18 protein-coding genes are annotated in these 17,649 nt (G+C 69.0%); 6 read left to right on the top strand and 12 right to left on the bottom strand.

Annotated features, from left to right (window positions below):
• Window positions 1-2: 2 nt before the first annotated feature.
• From ACFVVI_RS12765 to ACFVVI_RS12755, 3 genes are all read right to left on the bottom strand, one after another.
• Window positions 3-1,169: an aromatic acid exporter family protein gene (locus tag ACFVVI_RS12765; protein ID WP_378995891.1), complete on the bottom strand. Its 1,167-nt coding sequence runs from the start codon at window positions 1,167-1,169 to the stop codon at window positions 3-5.
• 25 nt (window positions 1,170-1,194) lie between these two features.
• On the bottom strand, window positions 1,195-1,629 hold the full coding sequence (locus ACFVVI_RS12760) for a DUF3151 domain-containing protein (RefSeq protein WP_378633595.1): 435 nt from the start codon (window positions 1,627-1,629) through the stop codon (window positions 1,195-1,197).
• A 1,816-nt stretch (window positions 1,630-3,445) separates the two neighbouring features.
• Window positions 3,446-3,922 (bottom strand): hypothetical protein, encoded by a 477-nt coding sequence (locus ACFVVI_RS12755; protein ID WP_387445462.1) that lies wholly within the window; start codon window positions 3,920-3,922, stop codon window positions 3,446-3,448.
• A 148-nt stretch (window positions 3,923-4,070) separates the two neighbouring features.
• Between ACFVVI_RS12755 and ACFVVI_RS12750 the strand changes: the two genes are divergently transcribed.
• Complete coding sequence (locus ACFVVI_RS12750; protein WP_387445460.1) at window positions 4,071-5,336, top strand: hypothetical protein; 1,266 nt, start codon at window positions 4,071-4,073, stop codon at window positions 5,334-5,336.
• A 98-nt stretch (window positions 5,337-5,434) separates the two neighbouring features.
• Complete coding sequence (locus tag ACFVVI_RS12745; RefSeq protein ID WP_387445458.1) at window positions 5,435-6,493, top strand: fused (3R)-hydroxyacyl-ACP dehydratase subunits HadA/HadB; 1,059 nt, start codon at window positions 5,435-5,437, stop codon at window positions 6,491-6,493.
• Between the two features lie 104 nt (window positions 6,494-6,597).
• Here ACFVVI_RS12745 and ACFVVI_RS12740 read toward each other — a convergent pair whose 3' ends face one another.
• Entirely contained in the window at window positions 6,598-7,275 is a 678-nt protein-coding gene (locus ACFVVI_RS12740) for an alpha/beta fold hydrolase (RefSeq protein ID WP_387445456.1), read from the bottom strand.
• Between the two features lie 89 nt (window positions 7,276-7,364).
• Between ACFVVI_RS12740 and ACFVVI_RS12735 the strand changes: the two genes are divergently transcribed.
• Complete coding sequence (locus ACFVVI_RS12735; RefSeq protein WP_387445453.1) at window positions 7,365-8,180, top strand: AraC family transcriptional regulator; 816 nt, start codon at window positions 7,365-7,367, stop codon at window positions 8,178-8,180.
• Window positions 8,181-8,246: 66 nt separating this feature from the next.
• Here ACFVVI_RS12735 and ACFVVI_RS12730 read toward each other — a convergent pair whose 3' ends face one another.
• Together ACFVVI_RS12730 and fbaA are read right to left on the bottom strand one after the other, a co-directional pair.
• Window positions 8,247-9,365 carry a BTAD domain-containing putative transcriptional regulator gene (locus tag ACFVVI_RS12730; RefSeq protein WP_378995878.1) on the bottom strand — a complete coding sequence of 373 codons (1,119 nt, stop codon included), beginning with the start codon at window positions 9,363-9,365 and terminating at the stop codon, window positions 8,247-8,249.
• A gap of 30 nt (window positions 9,366-9,395) precedes the next feature.
• Complete coding sequence (gene fbaA, locus ACFVVI_RS12725; RefSeq protein WP_378633585.1) at window positions 9,396-10,433, bottom strand: class II fructose-bisphosphate aldolase; 1,038 nt, start codon at window positions 10,431-10,433, stop codon at window positions 9,396-9,398.
• A gap of 212 nt (window positions 10,434-10,645) precedes the next feature.
• On the opposite strand from fbaA, the gene ACFVVI_RS12720 reads away from it, so the two are divergent.
• Together ACFVVI_RS12720 and ACFVVI_RS12715 are read left to right on the top strand one after the other, a co-directional pair.
• On the top strand, window positions 10,646-11,302 hold the full coding sequence (locus ACFVVI_RS12720) for a DedA family protein (protein ID WP_387445877.1): 657 nt from the start codon (window positions 10,646-10,648) through the stop codon (window positions 11,300-11,302).
• A 32-nt stretch (window positions 11,303-11,334) separates the two neighbouring features.
• Window positions 11,335-12,000: a DedA family protein gene (locus tag ACFVVI_RS12715; protein WP_378995916.1), complete on the top strand. Its 666-nt coding sequence runs from the start codon at window positions 11,335-11,337 to the stop codon at window positions 11,998-12,000.
• A gap of 1 nt (window position 12,001) precedes the next feature.
• Here the strand turns inward: ACFVVI_RS12715 and ACFVVI_RS12710 are convergent, their stop codons facing one another.
• The 3 genes from ACFVVI_RS12710 to ACFVVI_RS12700 form a co-directional block, all read right to left on the bottom strand.
• Complete coding sequence (locus ACFVVI_RS12710) at window positions 12,002-13,093, bottom strand: glycoside hydrolase family 76 protein (protein ID WP_379313162.1); 1,092 nt, start codon at window positions 13,091-13,093, stop codon at window positions 12,002-12,004.
• Window positions 13,094-13,224: 131 nt separating this feature from the next.
• Complete coding sequence (locus tag ACFVVI_RS12705; RefSeq protein WP_387445450.1) at window positions 13,225-13,890, bottom strand: TrmH family RNA methyltransferase; 666 nt, start codon at window positions 13,888-13,890, stop codon at window positions 13,225-13,227.
• Window positions 13,891-13,914: 24 nt separating this feature from the next.
• The gene (locus ACFVVI_RS12700; RefSeq protein WP_379313161.1) at window positions 13,915-14,253 is read right to left on the bottom strand and encodes a DUF4190 domain-containing protein; all 339 of its coding nucleotides are present in this window, start codon (window positions 14,251-14,253) and stop codon (window positions 13,915-13,917) included.
• 75 nt (window positions 14,254-14,328) lie between these two features.
• Here ACFVVI_RS12700 and ACFVVI_RS12695 point away from each other — a divergent pair, with 75 nt between their 5' ends.
• Entirely contained in the window at window positions 14,329-14,775 is a 447-nt protein-coding gene (locus ACFVVI_RS12695; protein WP_379313160.1) for a hypothetical protein, read from the top strand.
• On the opposite strand, the gene ACFVVI_RS12690 is transcribed toward ACFVVI_RS12695, so the two are convergent.
• From ACFVVI_RS12690 to ACFVVI_RS12680, 3 genes are all read right to left on the bottom strand, one after another.
• A complete protein-coding gene (locus tag ACFVVI_RS12690; RefSeq protein ID WP_379313159.1) occupies window positions 14,759-15,757 on the bottom strand; it encodes an alpha/beta fold hydrolase in 999 nt (332 codons plus the stop codon). The two genes, ACFVVI_RS12695 and ACFVVI_RS12690, sit on opposite strands and share 17 nt — an antisense overlap.
• Window positions 15,758-15,875: 118 nt before the next feature.
• Entirely contained in the window at window positions 15,876-16,571 is a 696-nt protein-coding gene (locus ACFVVI_RS12685) for a lysoplasmalogenase family protein (protein ID WP_379313158.1), read from the bottom strand.
• Between the two features lies 1 nt (window position 16,572).
• Complete coding sequence (locus ACFVVI_RS12680; protein WP_378633570.1) at window positions 16,573-17,631, bottom strand: beta-ketoacyl-ACP synthase 3; 1,059 nt, start codon at window positions 17,629-17,631, stop codon at window positions 16,573-16,575.
• Window positions 17,632-17,649 lie beyond the last annotated feature (18 nt).

Here is a 17,649-nt window from a genome sequence, read left to right as displayed (position 1 = left end):
AGTCACTCCTCGGGCGTCACATACGGATTGGGCACAGTGGGCGGAAGCAGGGCGATCGCCGAGATGCGCTGCATTCCGCACACCACCATCAGATCCACCACGATCGAGCGCAGCTGCGCGAACACGACATGCGCCGACAATCCCGCCCCGACAACGAGTTCGGGGCGGGCAGCCTTGGCGACGCCGCGCAACGAGGTGAGAGCTTCGGCCTGATCGGGTTGCTCGCCCGGATCGGCCAGCATCATCTTGCGGACCACGTCGGTGGCGTGGCCCAGCTGATCGACCAGGTCGATCAGGCGCGGATCGAGGACCTCGTCGTCGCGGACCAGAGTGAGCGAACGGCGCAGCAGCACGCGGGTATTGCGAACGGCGTTGTCGAGCGGATCGGCCGCGTTGTGGATGCGTTCCAAACGCTTTCGGGAGTTCCAGTACAGCGGTGAGATGCGGCTGATCTCACGGCCGCCCGCGAGCGCGTCGCGCAGGGCGTCGATCTGGGGCTGGGTGTCGCGCACCGCCGACAGCGAGTCGGAGACCTTCGTCGAGTTCTGTTCGAGCAGGCCCTCGGCGCAGGTGATCATCGATTTGCTCATCACCGACAGCACGCCGGCAGCGTGTTCGCGGGCGCGGCGCACCGGGTGCAGGGGGATCAGCGCGACCATCACCACACCGACGAGTCCGCCGATCAAGGCGTCGATCATGCGGTTCGGACCCGCGCCGGGCGCCTGATTCAAGGTCGAGACCAGCACGGCCGAACCCGCCGCCTGCATGGTCATGAGCGCGCCGCTGCCGAGAAAGACCGACACCGACATGGCGCCGCCGACCACCAGGGCCACCTGCCAGACGCCGGTCCCGACCTGCGCGATGAACAGGTCGCCGATGCCGATGCCGACCGCGACGCCCACCACCAGTTCCACCGACCGGCGCACTCGCGCACCGAACGAGATACCGATGGAGACCACCGCGGCGGTCGGCGCGAAGAACGGTTCGATGTGGCCGACGAGGTTGTGGGCGATGAACCACGCCAGCCCGGCGCCGAGCGCGCACTGGATGATCGGAATCGCCGAGAGCCGCAGGCGCTCGATCGACGCCCGGTACCGGCCGACGGTGCTGACCTTGGCGGCCGCGACAACCGGAGTGGCAACAGCGACGAAAGGCTTGTGTTCGCTCACCTACGACTCGGACCCGGCCACTGGCTCAGTCCAGGCCGAGTTCGTTCGCCGCGCGCGGGTCGCAGTCTTCGAGCAGGTCGAGGCAGCGCGCGTACTCCTCGGTCTCGCCGATCGTCTTCGCGGCGCTCGCCAGCGCGCCGACGCTGCGCAGGAAGCCCTGGTTGGGTTCGTGACTCCACGGGACGGGGCCGAAACCCTTCCAGCCGTTGCGCCGCAGCAGGTCGAGGCCGCGGTGGTAGCCGGTGCGGGCGAAGGCGTATGCCGCGACGGTGTCGTGGTTCACCTCGCCGCCGGCGCGCTGCAGAGCGGCTTCCGCCAGCTGGGCCCACGCGATCGACGCGGCCGGGAACTGCGCGGCGACATCGACCGGGTCGGTGCCCGCGGCAATGGCGTCCTCGGCGTCGATCAGTTCGGGAAGGAGGACCGGCTGCGGTCCGAGCAGGTCACCGAAGGAGGTCATGGGTTCATTGTGCACCGAGGCTGTGGCAGTCGCCGACCGGCCCGCCGCTCAGCGACCGGCGGTCTCGCCCGCGCAGCGCCCGTCACGCATGCCTTCACCGTCGCTCGGGCTGTGCGCGGCACGCCCGGAACCCCGCCCTGCGACGTCGGCTGTCGCCCTTCGCTCCGATCGCGCGCGCAAGCTCGCGACCACTCGGCGGTCGCACCTCGGGAGCCTGCCTGTCTCTTCGCCGCCGCCGTGCGCGCGAGACTTGGGACCGCTTCGCCGCTGTGCCTATTAGGCTGAGCGCAGAGTGCAACGTTCGAGCCTGAGCGAGGGGTACAGAGGTGTCCGACCCGACCGACGAGAACAACCCGGCAGCAGAGTCCGCCGGTCCCGGCGCGCCCGGCCAGCGTGACGATTCGTCCGCGTCCCCTCCCGGCGCACCGGAGTCGGTCACCGAGCCGGACCGGGCGACGAGACCGCCGGTGGGTCCTGATGAGACCGTGGTGATCCGGCGAGGAGATCTGCCGGGTCGACCCGATGACGGTGCGCGCGTGCAGGACGCACGTTCCGGTGGGACGCAGCCCGCCGCGGGGCAGGGCGATCAACCCGGAGGTGCTCAGCGCCCGGGTGGTCCCGATACACCTGGTGGTGCTCAGCGCCCGAGTGGTCCCGATGCACCCGGTGCTCCTCAGCGCCCGGGTGGGCCCTTGGCTTCCGGTGGATCGCGGGCGCAGAGTGGATCTGTACAAGAAGGACCTCGCGCGCCGCAGGGTAACGCCGCTGGTGGGCGGCCGGACAGCACTGCGCCCGGCGCCGGACAGGGTTCCGCGCGACAAGGCACTGTGCCTGGCGGGCAACAGTCTTCGGGACCGGGTGCACAGCAGTCGTGGGGCCGCCCGGGGTTCACGCCCGGTGGGGCGCGGCCGGGAACGGGACAGCCGGGCAATGTTGCTGGTACTCAACAACCTTCAGGCCGCCCGGGCAATACGCCCGGTGCACAACCGTATTCGGGCCAGAACGGGCCGCGTGCCGCGGGCCCGGCCGGCGGGCCCGGTTCGCCGCAGGGCGGCGGACCACACGTGGGACGCGGGCCGAGTGGACCCCAGGCGGGTTTCGGGCCGAGCGGTCGTCCCGGTTCGCAGCAGCCAGGTGGACAACCAGCGGGACGCGGGCCGAGCGGCCCGGGTTCGCCGCAAGCGGGTGGACCGCAGGCGGGACGCGGACCGAGCGGCGGGCCCAGTTCAGCGCAAGCGGGTGGACCGCCCGCGGGCCGTGGGCCGGGTGGCCCGGGATCGCCGCAAGCGGGGCGCGGGCCCAGCCCTCAAGGTGGTGGACCGAATCCGGGGTACGGACCGGGCGGTGGTCCAGATTCGCAGCGGGCCGGTGGACCTCGCGTCGAGGGTGGAAACGCCGGTGCGCCCGGCGCTCGGCAGGCGGGCGCACCGAGCAATGTGAGCGGTGGATCGCAGCCCGCCGGATCGGGTGGCGAGGCGCGAGTCGGCGGACCCGGTGGTGGCTCGCCTTCCGCCGGGCGGCAGGGGAACGCGCCCTCGGGATCGAATGGCCGATCAGCGGACCAAGGGGCGGAACAGGATTCAGCTGACGGCGGCTCGCCGTTGGCCGGATTGTCGAAGGGGTTGCCCGGCGGGAGCCGGGACGACCGAGCGAAGGTTTCGGGCCCAGCGGCTCGGGACGAGCAGGGTTCCGACATCGCCGGACCGGACGCGCCGACGACCGCGATGCCGATTCCCGGGCGGAACCCGTCGGTGGGGCGCGGGGGTTCGGCAGATGACCGCACGGTGAAAATGGGTGGCTCCCAGGCGAAATCGGCTCAGGCCGATGTGCCGACTGCCGCGATGAACAGGGCCGATCTCGCGGCGGCGTCGGATGCGGAGTACGGCGACGAACCCACACCGAATGACACCACCGCACGTGGCGCGGTGGTGGGAGCAGCGGCGGCAGGCGCCGTCGCCGCAGGTGCCGCGGCGGCGGCGAGCGGCGGATCCGACGAGACGTCGGATGCGCGAGGCTCGACGTCGAACGCCGAGGACAGCTCCGACACACGGGCGCAGGACGGCGACAGCTCCGCGGAAGGGACCGCAGCCGAAGCTGATTCGAATGCGTCCGCCACCGCAGAGCAGAAGGACGACCAGACCGCCGCGGCGAAGACGAACAACGAAGCCGACTCGGTCACGACCACCGGATCCACAGCTTCACGGCCCGCGAGCACCGCACCCTCACCTGCCGAGCAATCGGCGGACGCCGAGGCAGCAGGCGCACGGTCCGCGGCGACAGGGTCCGCAGCCACAGGGTCCGGGGCAGCAGGATCCACGGCCGCACAGTCCGCGGCGGCAGGGTCCGTAGCCACAGGGTCCGCGGCCACAGGGTCCGGGGCAGCAGGTTCCGCAGCCGCCGGGTCCGCAGCCGCCGGGTCCGGGGCAGCAGGGTCCGGGGCCGTGCAGTCCGGTGCTGTTGCGGGACAGGGTGACTCGCGGGGCGACAAGCCGGTTGATGTCGACTCGACCGAGAAGTTCCAGACCAGTGGGCCCGAGGACGCGGGCTCCGGGTCCGAGGATCGGACTGTGGCGATGCGGACGGTGAGTGCGGCGGATGCGCCGACCACCGCGATGCCGGTGCAGCGGGCGAAGACCGCCGGGCCGGGCGGAACCGACCGGGTGGTGCCACCCGCCGGTGGGCGGCCCGCGATGACGCCGCCGCCGAATACGCCCCGCGGTCCCGCCGGTCCCCGACAGGCCGGACAGCCCGGGCTCGGCGGTCCTACCGGCCCCGGACAGCACCCCGCGGGTCCGGGACAGCAGGGACCGTCGGGTCCCGGCCAATACGGGCAGGGACCAGCACGCGGCCAGCAAGGGCCTGCCGGCTCGCGGCCCGGCGGACCCGGGCCTGTCGGTCCAGGACAACAGGGCCGAAGCCAGCACGGGCCCGCCGGTCAGCAGGGCCCGGCGGCTACCGGCGAGCGAGGACCCGCCGGTCCCCAGCAGTTCGGGCCCGCTGCGGCCGGTCTGTCAGGACTCGCGGCTGCGGGCAACCAGTCCCCCGGTGGCACCGCCGCGGCCGATTCGGACCAGCAGGGAGTCGAGGAGACTCAGCCGTCGCCGCCTCGCGGCCCGGGTGCGCCGCAGCGGACAGGTGGATCGGCGCCTTCGCCCGCGGATATCCAGCCGACTCGACCCGCCCAGCAGTTGGCCGAGGGTCAGCGGCAGGTGGCGCCGCCGCAGCGGATCGGGGTCGCGCAGGGCGAGGAGGCCGGTGCGCCCGGCGCCGAGCGGTCCAAGAAGTGGCTGCTGGCTGCCGGTGGCGCCGCGGTGCTGGTCGTCGCCTTGATCGCGACGGTCGTGGCACTGATGGGCGGTGCGGACGATTCGCCCGAGGGACAGGTGAAAGCGGTGATCGGGGACTACACCGACGCGCTGCGCAGCGGTGACCTGGAGGACCTGCGGGCGAGCACGTGTGGCGAGCTGCACACGTTCTATCAGGGCATCAGTCCCGAGCAGTTCAAGGGCGTGCACGACGTCTCGACCGAGCGCGGTTCCATTCCGGTCGTCGACAGCGTGGACGCGGTCCGGATCACCGGTGACACCGCCCTGGCCCAGGCCACGGTGTACACCACGGCGGATCCGTCGAAACGGACCGCGCGGACGTTCGACCTGCAGCGCACCGACGGTAGCTGGAAGGTGTGTGATCCCGCGGGCACTCCCTGATCGTGCGTAGACCCGTCGTAGTGGGCAGTTCTGCCTGCTATGACGGGTCACACATAACTGGTGATCCAGATGGGTGAACAAGTAGAGTTTTCCGGATCATGAGCAGGGAACAGACAGTGGAGCAGCCGGACATCGATGCTGTGGTCCCGGATGCGACGCTGGTCGGTCAGCGCTTCGCGTTCCGCGATCACTACGAAGTCGGCCGCGAGAAGATCCGGGAATTCGCTCGCGCGGTGCAGAATCTGCACCCCGCCCATCAGCAGGAAGTCGACGCGCGCAAGCTCGGCTACGACGGGGTGATCGCCCCGCCGACCTTCGCGTCGGTGATCGGCATGACCGCCACCCGCGCCCTGCTCGACAGCGTGCTCACCGAGTACGACCTGTCGCAGGTGCTGCAGACCGACCAGGTCTTCGAGCTGTTCCACCCGATGCTGGCGGGCGACCGGATCAGCACCGAGATCGAGATCGAGTCGATCCGCCAGTTCGGCGACAACGACTTCATCAACGTCGGCTTCAAGCTGCGCAACCAGCACGACCAGGTCGCCGTGCAGGGCACCACCACGATCGTGGCCCGCCGCGGCATCGAGGTCGACCCCAATATCGTCGAGGCCGTCGAGAACATCAGCATGCACCCGCGCCCCGACACCATCGGCGGCGTCGGCGCGGGTGATCTCCTGATCCGCCACACCGGCCCTGCCCCCGCACTCCCCGCGCGCGAAACCGTCGCGGTCAACACCACCCCCGAATTCGACTCTCTGACAAAGGGAACCGAACTTCCCCCCGCCACCGCCCGCCTGACTCGCGGCGACCTGGCCAACTACGCCGGCGTCTCCGGCGACCCCAACCCGATCCACTTCAGCGACCGCGCCGCCGAACTGGCCGGGCTCCCCACCGTGGTCGCGCACGGCCTGCTCACCATGGGCCTGGCCGCGCAGTACCTGACCGACTGGCTGGGCGACCCGACCGCCATCGAGAAACTGAGCGTCCGCTTCTCGGGATTCGTTCCGGTTCCCCCCGCCGAGGCAGGCGTCATCGAATTCTCCGGAAAGATCAAGTCGATCGACAGCGATCGCCGCGCGGCAACCGTCCTGCTGAGCGGAATCTCGGAGGGCCGCAAGCTCTTCGGCCGAGCGGCAGCCGAAATCCGCCTGACGTAACCCACCACCCGGCCCGCTCCCACGACTCCTGGGTGCACGCAGCCCCACCGGCCGCTCGGACCTTCTGCGGTCGGCGGGCTGTTGCGGTGCGGCACGCCCACTCTTCACCTCAGCAGTAGGTCGGCGACGGCACCTGGGGCCTCGCGCATCGCGTGGTGGCCGGATGGGATGTCGTGGACGTGCCAGCCGGGCGCGGCTCGGAGCCGGGCGCGGAGTCCGGCGAAGGGAGTGTCGTCTTCCCACCCGGAGCAATAGATGAAGTCGCGCCGGGGGATGCGATCGACGGCGCCGGTGAGTCGGATTCTCTGGACAAGGGAGGCCAGTGGGTGGGGGCGGCGGCGAGGTTCGCCGCCGTGCGGGGCCCGAAACGGTGGGCGCACGGCGTAACCCGTGTCTGCCGCGCCATCGACGAACGACTGCCGGTAGGCCTCGGTGGTCAAGGACCAACACGATTCGCCGTCGCGCGGAACGTAGGCGTCGAGATGAACCAGACGCGAGATGCGGCCCGCGGCGCGGTCGGCCGCGGCTGAGATCACCATCCCGCCATAGCTGTGTCCGACGAGCGTCGCGGCGGTGATCTGCGCGGTCTCCAGCAGGCGCACGACGTCATCGGCGTGTGTGTCGAGGTTGGCGCGTGCCACAGTCAGGTCATCCTCGTCGGGCCGCAGTCCCGTCAGGGTCAGGGCGTGGACGGTGTGCCCGGCGGCCTCCAGCAGCGGAGTCACCGCCTCGAACGTCCAGGAGCCGTGCCACGCGCCGGGGACGAGGATGAACGTTGCCATGGCAGATCTCCCTTTTTGGATCACTCACGAAGGACCAGACCAGATCACCACTTCCGCAGGCCGGCGCGCCACCGATAAACTGCCTCCTGATGCCCGTTCCTCGCCAACCGACCGATCCCACGGGCGTGACCTCGCTTGTGTGGCCGTCCGGCGGACGACACCTGTGGCTGTCGGGCGGCTCCAGCTCCGTGCAGTCGCACGCACGCGGGCACCTGGTCTACGCTGCCACCGGCGTTCTGACCGTCCACACCGACCACGGCATCTCCATCGTTCCCGCCGACCGGATTGCGTGGACACCCGCTGGAATCACCCACCGGCACAGCGCCCACGGCAACACGGACATGCGGATCGTCTTCGTCTCGGCGTCCCTGGCCAGGCGCATACCGGACCGGCCTGCGGTGTTCTCGGCCACCGACCTCGCGCGTGAGCTCCTGCTCGCCCTGACCGGGCCGCACATATACGGCGACGCCGCGCCGGGCTATAGCCCTTCGGCGCGCACCCGTCTCCTTCGGGTCCTCGTCGACGAACTCAGAGAGACGCAGGAGCAGCCCCTCTACCTGCCGGAACCACGGGACGACCGCCTGCGGGCCCTCGCGCGAAAACTGTCCGACAACCCGGCGGACAACAGCTCGATGGCCGAGCTCGGCAGGGCGATCGGTGCCAGCGCCCGCACCCTCAGCCGGCTGTTACACAACGAGTTCGGCATGACCTTCTACGAGTGGCGCACCCAGCTACGCATCTACCACGCCCTCGTGCTTCTCGCCGATGGATACGACATCACTCGAACCGCCTACGCCTGCGGATGGGCCAACCCCAGCGGCTTCATCACCGCCTTCACGAACATCATCGGCAGTACTCCTGGCCGCTACCGAGCCAACCGACAGAGCGCGGTGACCAGCCCCTGATCCCGAGTGGCAATCAATCGAGCTGCGCCGCACCCGACCGTCGACCCAGGCCGAGCGGACCCACCCCTACTTCACCGCGATGAACACCAGAACCGTTCCGCCGATACGGATTACGTCCCCGTCGGCCAGCAGTGCCCCGTTGTCGATCGGCACCTCGTTGACATAAACCCCGTTGGCCGAGTGCAGATCCTTGATCAGCAGCCCGGCACGGCTGGGCATGATGTGCGCGTGATACCGGCTCGCTTTCGGATCATCGAGAACGAGTTCGTTATCCGTCATCCGGCCGATCCTGATCCCCCCGTGGGGAATCGGCAGCGTCCGCCCATCGGCGAACCGCAGATTGCCGTTGCGAATCGACTGCGGCACCTCGGTGACGGTCTCGGTCATCGCCGCGGCCACCTGGTCAGATCGCCTGGACGCCAGCACATTCAACGGCTCCTGGCGCAGCACCTGCCGCTCCAGCTCGATCAGCGCGGCCCCCGGGTCGATTCCCAGCTCCTCGGCCAGCACGTTGCGCACCCGCCGGCACGCCTCCAGCGCGTCCGCCTGCCGCCCGGACAGATACAGCGCGGTGATCAACTGCCCCCACAGCGGCTCGCGCAGCGGATGCTCGTTGGTCATCGACACCAACTCGCCGATCACCGACGACGCCCGGCCACAGGCGATTTCCGCATCGACGCGCGCGGAGACGGCCAGTAGCCGCTCCTCGTTCATCGCGGTGGCGAACCCGTCGGCGAATTGCAATCCGGCCAGGTCGGCCAGTGCCCGCCCGGTCCATTCCCGCAGCGCCGCACCGAAAAGGTTGGCGGCACCTGGGTGGTCACCGACGTCCAGACACCGCGAGCCCGCTTCGCGCGCACTCTCGAAACGTCCGAGATCGCATGCGGTATCGGGGATTTCGAGCCGATAACCCGCACCCTCGGTCCGCAGCACCTGCGCGGAATCGATCCCGGCGTTGCGCAGCGCTTTACGGATGTTCGACACGAACACCTGCAGGCTGGCCGCGTAGGAATCCGGCGGGTCCTCGTTCCAGACCATCTCGGCGAGCACAGCAGAAGACACCGCGCGCCGCCGATTGACGGTGAGCGCGGCAAGGAGGGCGCGCGGCTTGGGCCCGCCGACCGCTACCGGCTCGCCGCCGACGAGCAGTCGGACGGGCCCGAGCACACGGACATCAAGACTCATGAGCTCGGGCCCCGTTGGTTGGTACGAAAATCAGAAACTGCTCACGGAGCGTCCGGCCGACTTCAGGTCGTTGCAGGCCTCGGTCACGCGCGCGGCCATCGAGGTCTCGGCCTTCTTCAGGTAGCTGCGCGGATCGTAGACCTTCTTGTTGCCGACCTCGCCGTCGATCTTCAGCACACCGTCGTAGTTGGCGAGCATGTGACCGGCGACCGGGCGGGTGAAGGCGTACTGGGTGTCGGTGTCGACGTTCATCTTCACCACGCCGTAGCGCAGCGAGTCCTCGATCTCGGACTTCAGCGAGCCCGAACCACCGTGGAACACGAAGTCGAACGGCTGCGCACCGGACTCGAGGCCCAGCTTCTCGGCCGCGACGCGCTGCCCCTCGGCCAGCACCTCGGGCTTGAGCACCACGTTGCCCGGCTTGTACACACCGTGCACGTTGCCGAAGGTGGCGGCCAGCAGGTACTGCCCGTTCTCGCCCGCGCCGAGCGCGGCGATGGTCTTCTCGAAGTCCTCGGGCGAGGTGTAGAGCTTGTCGTTGATCTCGGCCTCGACGCCGTCTTCCTCGCCGCCGACCACACCGATCTCGACCTCGAGGATGATGTTGGCCGACTTACAGGCCTTCAGCAGCTCCTGGGCGATCTCGAGGTTCTCGTCGATCGGGATGGCCGAGCCGTCCCACATGTGCGACTGGAACAGCGGGTTCAGGCCGGCGTTCACGCGGTCCTGCGAGATCGCGATCAGCGGACGCACATAGGTGTCCAGCTTGTCCTTGGGGCAGTGGTCGGTGTGCAGCGCGATCGTCACGTCGTACTTCGCGGCGACGATGTGCGCGAACTCGGCCAGTGCCACCGCGCCGGTGACCATGTCCTTCACGCCCAGACCGGAGCCGAACTCGGCACCACCGGTGGAGAACTGGATGATGCCGTCACTGCCCGCGTCGGCGAAGCCCTTGATGGCGGCGTTGATCGTCTCCGACGACGTGCAGTTGATAGCCGGGAACGCGAACGAGTGCGCCTTGGCCCGGCCGAGCATCTCGGCGTAGACCTCCGGGGTCGCGATAGGCACAGCAGTGACCTCCGTCTTGTGGGGAGCAAAAACCAATTCTGTCAGGCCACACCCTAAATTAGGAAGGCGAACGCGAGATCACCCGGTGGGCTGAGGTTCACCCGCAGGGCACTCATGTCACAGATCGGACCGGTACTGTGGGGGCCGTGACTTTGCTGGCGGTATCCGATGCGGTGACGACCAACCTTGCGTTGACCCAGTTGCTGGACCCGATGTATCTACTCCAGGAGACCTGGCTCGCGAACGCGGTGCTGCCCGCCATCCTGGCGATTGTCTTCATCGAGACCGGTTTGCTGTTCCCGTTGCTGCCAGGTGACTCGCTGCTGTTCACCGGCGGCATGCTCGCCGCGCAACCGGGCTCGACCCTCTCGATCTGGGTCCTCGTGCCGTTGGTGATTCTCACAGCCTTCCTCGGCGACCAGTGTGCGTATTGGATCGGCCGAAAGATCGGTCCGGCCATCTTCAAGAAGGAAGACAGCCGCTTCTTCAAGAAGCACTACGTCACCGAGACACACGAGTTCTTCGAGAAGCACGGCCCCAAGACCATCATCCTGGCCAGGTTCGTGCCGATCGTGCGCACGTTCATGCCGGTGCTGGCCGGTGTGTCGCAGATGAGCTACCGCAAGTACGTGGCGTTCGACATCGTCGGCGCGGTCCTGTGGGGTGGCGGCGTCACGATCCTCGGCTACTTCCTCGGCAATGTGCCGTTCATCCGCGACCACATCGAGGGAATCTTCCTGCTGATCGTGTTCGTCTCGATCCTGCCCGCGATCATCACGGTCGGTAAGAAGGTGCTCGAGCGCCGCAACGCACCGGGCGCGTCGGCGGAGAGCGGCGAGCTGGCTGCTTCGACGAACGAGACGCACTGATCCCTGTGACCGCAGTACCGTCGACCCTCGCTATGGGCAGCTTCGATCCGCTGATCTCAGCAGGCCCCGCTGTGGTCTGCACGGTGGTGCTAGTTTTCGTCTTTCTCGAATGCGCGTTCATCATCGGGCTGTTCCTGCCCGGTGATTCCATGCTGATCACCGCGGGCATCGTGCTCGCCTCGCACGCCAATGGCGAAGCGCAGGTCTGGGCGTTGTCGGTGGGCACCATGCTCGCCGCGATCGCGGGCAATCAGGTGGGTTATGTCGTCGGGGCGCGAACCGGGCACCGCCTGGTCGCGCGCAAGAACGGCCGATATATCAACACCAAGAATCTGGCCAAGGTCACCGATCTGCTCGAACGGCACGGGTTCCTCGCGGTACTGGTGGCCCGCTGGATTCCGTGGGTGCGCACGCTGTGCCCGATGGTGGCGGGTGCGGCCGGGATGGATCATCGGCGCTACACCGTCGCCAGCACGCTCGGCGCGGTTATCTGGGCGCCGGTGCTGTTGCTGATCGGGTACTACGCGGGCGAGTTCCTCGAACAGGTTCCGTGGCTGATGCCCGCGGTGATCGGCACGCTGGTCGTCGGTCTGATCGTCGGCACCGTCCTCGGTATCCGGCACTATCGCCAGGAGATGGCGCGGCCGGTCGAGGATTACGACCTCGAGCCGAGCGTCGCGGTCGAGTCCGAGCGCTGAGCTACAGCCCGGCCGCGGTGACCTGGTAGGCCGCTTCCATCAACATCCAGCCGGCCAGCTGCACGGACAGGTCGCGTTCGGGCACCGCCGAGGCCGTCACCGAACCGCCCGCGGTGAATTTGCCCGCGCCCGCGGTGCCGCCCGGCAGCCTGGCCGGCTTGCTCCAGTCGAATCCGAACAGCGGCTCGCCTTCGAACTCGAGCCGATTGGCCCAGGCGGCGGTGGCCGAGGCTTTGACGATGGCCGCGGCGGTGCGCCGATCAGTTTCGGCCTGTTTGCCCTCGCCGGGCAACATCAGGGCGACCACCGCGAGGTAGCGCGCCAATACGCCGTTGAACAGCCCACCGTCACCGCCGCCGCCACCATTGATCACCAGGCGGGTGGTCATGTGTTCTTCCACCGCGGCCAGCAAGCCGCTGACTCGTTCGATGTGACGTTCGTCGTCGTCGGTGTGCACGGCCAGCTCGGTTTCCAGACCGAGCACGACTCCCTGGCAGTAGCTGAACACCGGGCGTTCGACCTCGCCCGAGGGTAGGTGTATCCCGTCGAGGATCAGGCCGGATTCGGGGTCGCGGAGGGTGGCGTCGAGCCAGTCGGCCATCTCTCGGGCGCGCTCCACCCGGCCGAGGCGTAAGAGCGCGATGCCCGCCGGGCCGTTGGCGGGGGCGTTGAAGAAGTCCGATTTGATCCGCCACGGAATACCGCCGCCGACCTCGGGTTCCCAGGCGCCGTAGAGCTTCTGTTCGAGGGCGAGCAGGCCGCTGCGCGCCGAGGTGAGTTCCTGGGTGCGCTCGGCGCGTTCCAGGGCAATGGCCAGCCAGGCCATGTCGTCGTAGTAGCGATTGGTCCAGCCGGTGATGTTGCGTAGCCGGATGCCGCGGGCGATCGCGCCGATGCGCCTGCGGCGGGCGGGGGTGGGGACACGATTGGCGGCGTCGACCGCGACGTCGAGCAGGTGGGCCTGCCACCAGTAGTGCCAGCCCGCGAACGCTCGTTCGCGACGAGTCGCCGGCCAGCCGACAACACCCAATTCCGTTCCGGGACAACCCCACAGCGTCCGCAGATGCCGCGAGACGATCGCGGACTCGGCCATGTCGGCACGCTCGGACCACAGCGCCGGGGTGGGCACGGATCCGGCGCGATCAGAGGGCTGGGGGCGCCGGCCGCTGCGCGAGGTCATGGCTCCATGGTGCCAGGTGGTACCGACATTCCGTGCCCATTCCGTTACCAGGCCGCAGACAGGTCGGCGTGTTGACGGATCCAGGCGTGCATGGCGATGCCCGCGGCGACACCGGCGTTGATGCTGCGGGTCGAGCCGAACTGGGCGATCGAAACGGTCAGGGCCGCTGCGTCTTTCGCGTCGTCGCTGACGCCGGGACCCTCCTGGCCGAACAGCAGCAGGCACTCGCGTGGCAGTTCGGCGGTCTCGAGCGGGACCGCGCCGGGCACATTGTCGACGGCAACCACCGTCAAGCCCTCGCGCGCGGCGAACTCACGCAGTTCGGCGAGGTCGCTGTGGTGGACGAGGTGCTGGTAGCGGTCGGTGACCATGGCGCCACGCCGGTTCCAGCGCCGTCTGCCGACGATGTGCACCGCGGCGGCGGCGAAGGCGTTGGCGGTACGAACGACGGTGCCGATGTTGGCGTCGTGGCCGAAGTTCTCGATGGCCACATGGAAGGGGAAACGGCGGGCGTCGATGTCGGCGACGATCGCCTCGCGGGTCCAGTAGCGGTAGGTGTCGACGACGTTGCGGCGGTCGCCCTCGGCCAGCAGAACAGGGTCATAGCGCGCGTCGGTGGGGACGGGGGTGTCGTATTCCTGCTCCCACGGACCGAGGCCGTGCGGGTGCTCGCCCCACTCGGTCGGGCCCGCGACCTCTGCTTCATTCACCCGGCAATGCTAGGCGGGGCCTCGCTACGACGAGGAATCGGCCATCGCGCCGACGATCATCAGCACCAGGGCGACGCCGAAGATCAGGACGGTGAAGGCCAGCAAGCACGTACCGACGATGCCGAGGATGTAGCCGGCGTACACCTGCGTGCGACCACCGATCTGCCCACCGGAGCCATCGATTTCAGCGAGCACGCCGCGACCCTTGAGCCAGGCGAACGGAGCGCACAACCCACACAGCGACATGCCGAGCACGCCGAGGACGAGGACCGTGGTGGCCTGCGGATGCTCGGGCGGCGGGCCGTAGTAGCCCTGGGGATAGCCCTGCGGGTAGCCCTGGGGCCCGTTGTCCGGGTAACTCATGACCGAAGCGTAATCGCGACCGCCCCGAATCGCCGTTTATCCTGGAGGGACAGAGTCTTTTCGGTGGTGAGCGTGATGGATCATGCGCGAGTTTCGCGGGCGCTGATCGGCGTCGTGGCGGGGTATCTGATCGCGCTCGCGGTGTGGTTGGGGTGGTTGGCTCCGCACGCGCCGCCGGGCACCGCACCGTTTCAGGTGATGATCATGGTCGGGCTGTTCGGTTCGGCGTGCGGGATCGCGATGACGTGGGCTTCGATGCCGACGCGGGCGGATCGGCGATTGCTCAGGCACGGGCTCGAGGGGTGGGCGCGCATCGACGGGGTGCACCCGTTGAGCCGGACCGATCACGCGAGTGAGCTCACCGAGTTCGAGGTAGAGCTCACGGTGCCCGGGTCCGAGAGCTACCACGGGACGATCGTGGTGGACGTGATGCCGGTGCACAAGCCCAGAATGGTTGTCGGACAGACAGTTCCGATTCGGGTGGACCCGCAGGACCGGGATCGGATCATCCTGGCGCTGTGAGCGGGGCGTGTCCGTTCGTCCGCGCGGGGTCGACAGCGGGCTCCGGGTTGTTCGACGGCGCGGGTGACGGGAGACCGACGATCGGGCGACCGCGGCGGAGGGTGCGCTGCCAGCGCAGGGGGTCGAAGACGGCCGGGTCGGTCTCCTCGATGAACGAGCGGATCAGCGCGACGAAGCGGTCGGGGTCGAAATGATGCGGGAAATGACCTGCGCCCGCGAAGATTTCGATGCGACTGCCCGGAAAGGCGCGGTGCGCGCGATCCGCGTGACCCGACGGGATGACGGTGTCGCGGGTGCCGCCGACGACCAGCGTGGGCAGGTGGGCGGCGAGATAGCCGCGGTCGAGCATGGTGATCGTCTGGCCGCGGCGGTCGGCGGCCGCGCGAATGGTGCGCAGGAAGGCGTTGCGAGCGCCGGAGTCGGAGAGGTGGCCGTAGAGGCGGAGCACGTATTCGGCGTCGGGACCGAGGCCGAGGCCACCCAGTGCGGTGACGATCGGCACCGCGGCCGTCACCGCGGTGCGGACCGGCCAGCTGGTGATCGCCATCAGCGCCGGGCCTGCGCCCGCCAGTGTCGCGAGCCGGAACGCGGGGTGCACCCCCGCACCCATTCCCGCCGGGCACACCAGTGCGATCCGCTCCACCTTCTCGGGAAACTGGTAGGCGAACTGCATCGCGACACCGCCGCCGAGCGAGTGCCCGACGACGGTGATCCGCTCGATGCCGAGGATGCTGAGCAGATCGCGCATGCCGTTGGCGTAGGCCGCCACGGCGTAGTCACCGCGCGGTTTGTCCGATTCGCCGTGGCCCAGCAGGTCAGGTGCGATCACGGTGTAATGCTCGGCGAGCGCGTCGAAGACCGGCGCCCACGTCCCCGAGCTGTCGGTGATGCCGTGGATGAGCAGCAGCGGCGGACCGGTTCCGGCCATCCGGAACGCCCGGCGATACCCGTGCACCTCGATGAACTGCGCTTCCCCACTCATCTAGGAAGCGTGCGCGCGAGGTGTTGCGGCCCGGCGACACCTGAGTTAGCGCCGTGTGACACCGAGTATCACGAACTCACCGGCGAGCGGGAACGCGAGACGCTACCGGTGCGAGATCCTACGTTCGGCCCCGATCACGGGGAGGCGGGACAGTGAGCAGGTATTGCGCGCAGGCGTAGGTCGCCAGGATGACGCCCTCGGCGATCCGGCGGGTGCGGTCGTCGCGGGCGAAGAGGCGGCGCACGACGATCAGCGCATCCGAGATCGTGAACAGCAGGGCCCCGACGCCGTAGCGACTGCGCGGGTCGGAGTTCGGAATGTTCAGGCCCGCGATGTTTTTCGCATCCGGGGCGAGAGCCGGGTCCGAAGCGAGGGTCGCGGCCGTTCCCAATGTCGCGCCGTAGGCGGTGAGCGGCAGAACGAGGTTCGGGGCTTTGGCGCGCAGCAAGCCCGCCGCACCGACCCAGGCCACCACGCGCGGGAGGGCGATCTCGGGGCGCGGCCGGGCACCGCGCTTCCACCACAGCAGGGAGTAGCCGGTTTGCATGACCGCGAACGACGATGCGCCCGCGATGAGGCGGCGGTCGTCGTCGGGGTCGAGCAGCAGCACATCGCCGACCGTCGCGGCGGCCAGCGAGCCGAGCAGCAGCCGGCGTTCGGCCGGATCGAGATCGACGCCGCCGGCCACCGTGTCGGCGGCGAGCAGCGGCATCAGCAGTGGCTTGGCGACCCATTGCAGGCGGTCGCGGCCGGTGACGGCACCGAACACGGTGACCGCCGCCGCCCCTAGATAAGCGGCGCGCAGCCCTCGCATGTCAGAAGCTCGGTTCCTTCGGGGCGGGCGGCAGCGTCACTACCTGGCCCGCGTAACTCAGACCCGCGCCGAAGCCGAGCAGCAGCGCGAGCTGACCGCCCTTCGCCTTGCCCGTGACCAGCATTTCCTCGATCGCCAGTGGCACGGAGGCGGCGGAGGTGTTGCCGGTGTTCTCGATGTCGTTGGCGATCGGGACACTCTCGGCCAGGCCGAGGTTCTTCTTCATCAGCTCGTTGATCCGGGCGTTGGCCTGGTGCGGGACGAACACCTCGATGTCCTCCTTGGCCACGCCGGAGGTCTCGAGCGCCGCGGAGAGCGCGCGCGGCAACGTGACCGCGGCCCACCGGAAGACCTTGGGGCCCTCCATGTGCAGCGACATCCGGCCGACGGCCTCGACCGCCGGATCGGTGCCCTGCAGGGCCTGCGCCTTGTTCATGTACTCCAGGAAATCGACGTCCTGTGCGATGGCTTCGGCGTTCTCACCGTCGCTGCCCCAGACTGTCGGGGAGATGCCGTTGTCCTCGGCCGGACCGACGACCACAGCGCCCGCGCCGTCACCGAAGATCATCGCGGTGCCGCGGTCAGTGGGGTCGAGGCCGACGGTCATCGTCTCGGCGCCGATCACCAGCACATAGTCGAACGAGCCTGCGCGGATGAGGTCGGCGGCCACACCGAGCCCGTAACAGAAGCCACCGCAGCCGGACGTTAAATCGAAGGCGGCAACCCCGTTGAGCCCGAGGTCGAAGGCCACCGAGGGGGCGCCGTGCGGGGTGAGCTTGAGCCAGCTCGACGTGCACAGGACGACCGCGCCGATCTTGGATCGATCGATCGGGGTGTTGTTCAGCGCGCGCTCACCGGCGGCCGCGGCGATCGACCGGATCGTCTCGTCGCCACTGATCCAGCGCCGGTTGTGGATACCGGTGCGCTCGAAGATCCAGTCGGGCGTCGAGTCGAGGGTCTCGCACACTTCGGCGTTGGTGACGATGCGCTGCGGACGGTAGGCACCGATCCCGAGCATCGCAACGTTGTCGCGACCTTTGTTTACTGCAATGCTCACCACAGGTGACTCACACGTCCT

The organism is Nocardia sp. NPDC058114 (assembly GCF_042884695.1).
GTDB lineage: Bacteria > Actinomycetota > Actinomycetes > Mycobacteriales > Mycobacteriaceae > Nocardia.
Note: the sequence above shows the minus strand (reverse complement) of the source record. Positions and strands in the feature narration are given on the sequence as shown.

Coding starts and splice junctions, on each gene's coding strand:
- ACFVVI_RS12760 (WP_378633595.1), bottom strand. CDS start 1,629: ATGACCTCCTTCGGTGACCTGCTCGGACCGCAGCCGGTCCTCCTTCCC.
- ACFVVI_RS12745 (WP_387445458.1), top strand. CDS start 5,435: ATGAGCAGGGAACAGACAGTGGAGCAGCCGGACATCGATGCTGTGGTC.
- ACFVVI_RS12740 (WP_387445456.1), bottom strand. CDS start 7,275: ATGGCAACGTTCATCCTCGTCCCCGGCGCGTGGCACGGCTCCTGGACG.
- ACFVVI_RS12735 (WP_387445453.1), top strand. CDS start 7,365: ATGCCCGTTCCTCGCCAACCGACCGATCCCACGGGCGTGACCTCGCTT.
- ACFVVI_RS12730 (WP_378995878.1), bottom strand. CDS start 9,365: ATGAGTCTTGATGTCCGTGTGCTCGGGCCCGTCCGACTGCTCGTCGGC.
- ACFVVI_RS12720 (WP_387445877.1), top strand. CDS start 10,646: ATGTATCTACTCCAGGAGACCTGGCTCGCGAACGCGGTGCTGCCCGCC.
- ACFVVI_RS12715 (WP_378995916.1), top strand. CDS start 11,335: ATGGGCAGCTTCGATCCGCTGATCTCAGCAGGCCCCGCTGTGGTCTGC.
- ACFVVI_RS12710 (WP_379313162.1), bottom strand. CDS start 13,093: ATGGCCGAGTCCGCGATCGTCTCGCGGCATCTGCGGACGCTGTGGGGT.
- ACFVVI_RS12700 (WP_379313161.1), bottom strand. CDS start 14,253: ATGAGTTACCCGGACAACGGGCCCCAGGGCTACCCGCAGGGCTATCCC.
- ACFVVI_RS12695 (WP_379313160.1), top strand. CDS start 14,329: ATGGATCATGCGCGAGTTTCGCGGGCGCTGATCGGCGTCGTGGCGGGG.
- ACFVVI_RS12690 (WP_379313159.1), bottom strand. CDS start 15,757: ATGAGTGGGGAAGCGCAGTTCATCGAGGTGCACGGGTATCGCCGGGCG.
- ACFVVI_RS12685 (WP_379313158.1), bottom strand. CDS start 16,571: ATGCGAGGGCTGCGCGCCGCTTATCTAGGGGCGGCGGCGGTCACCGTG.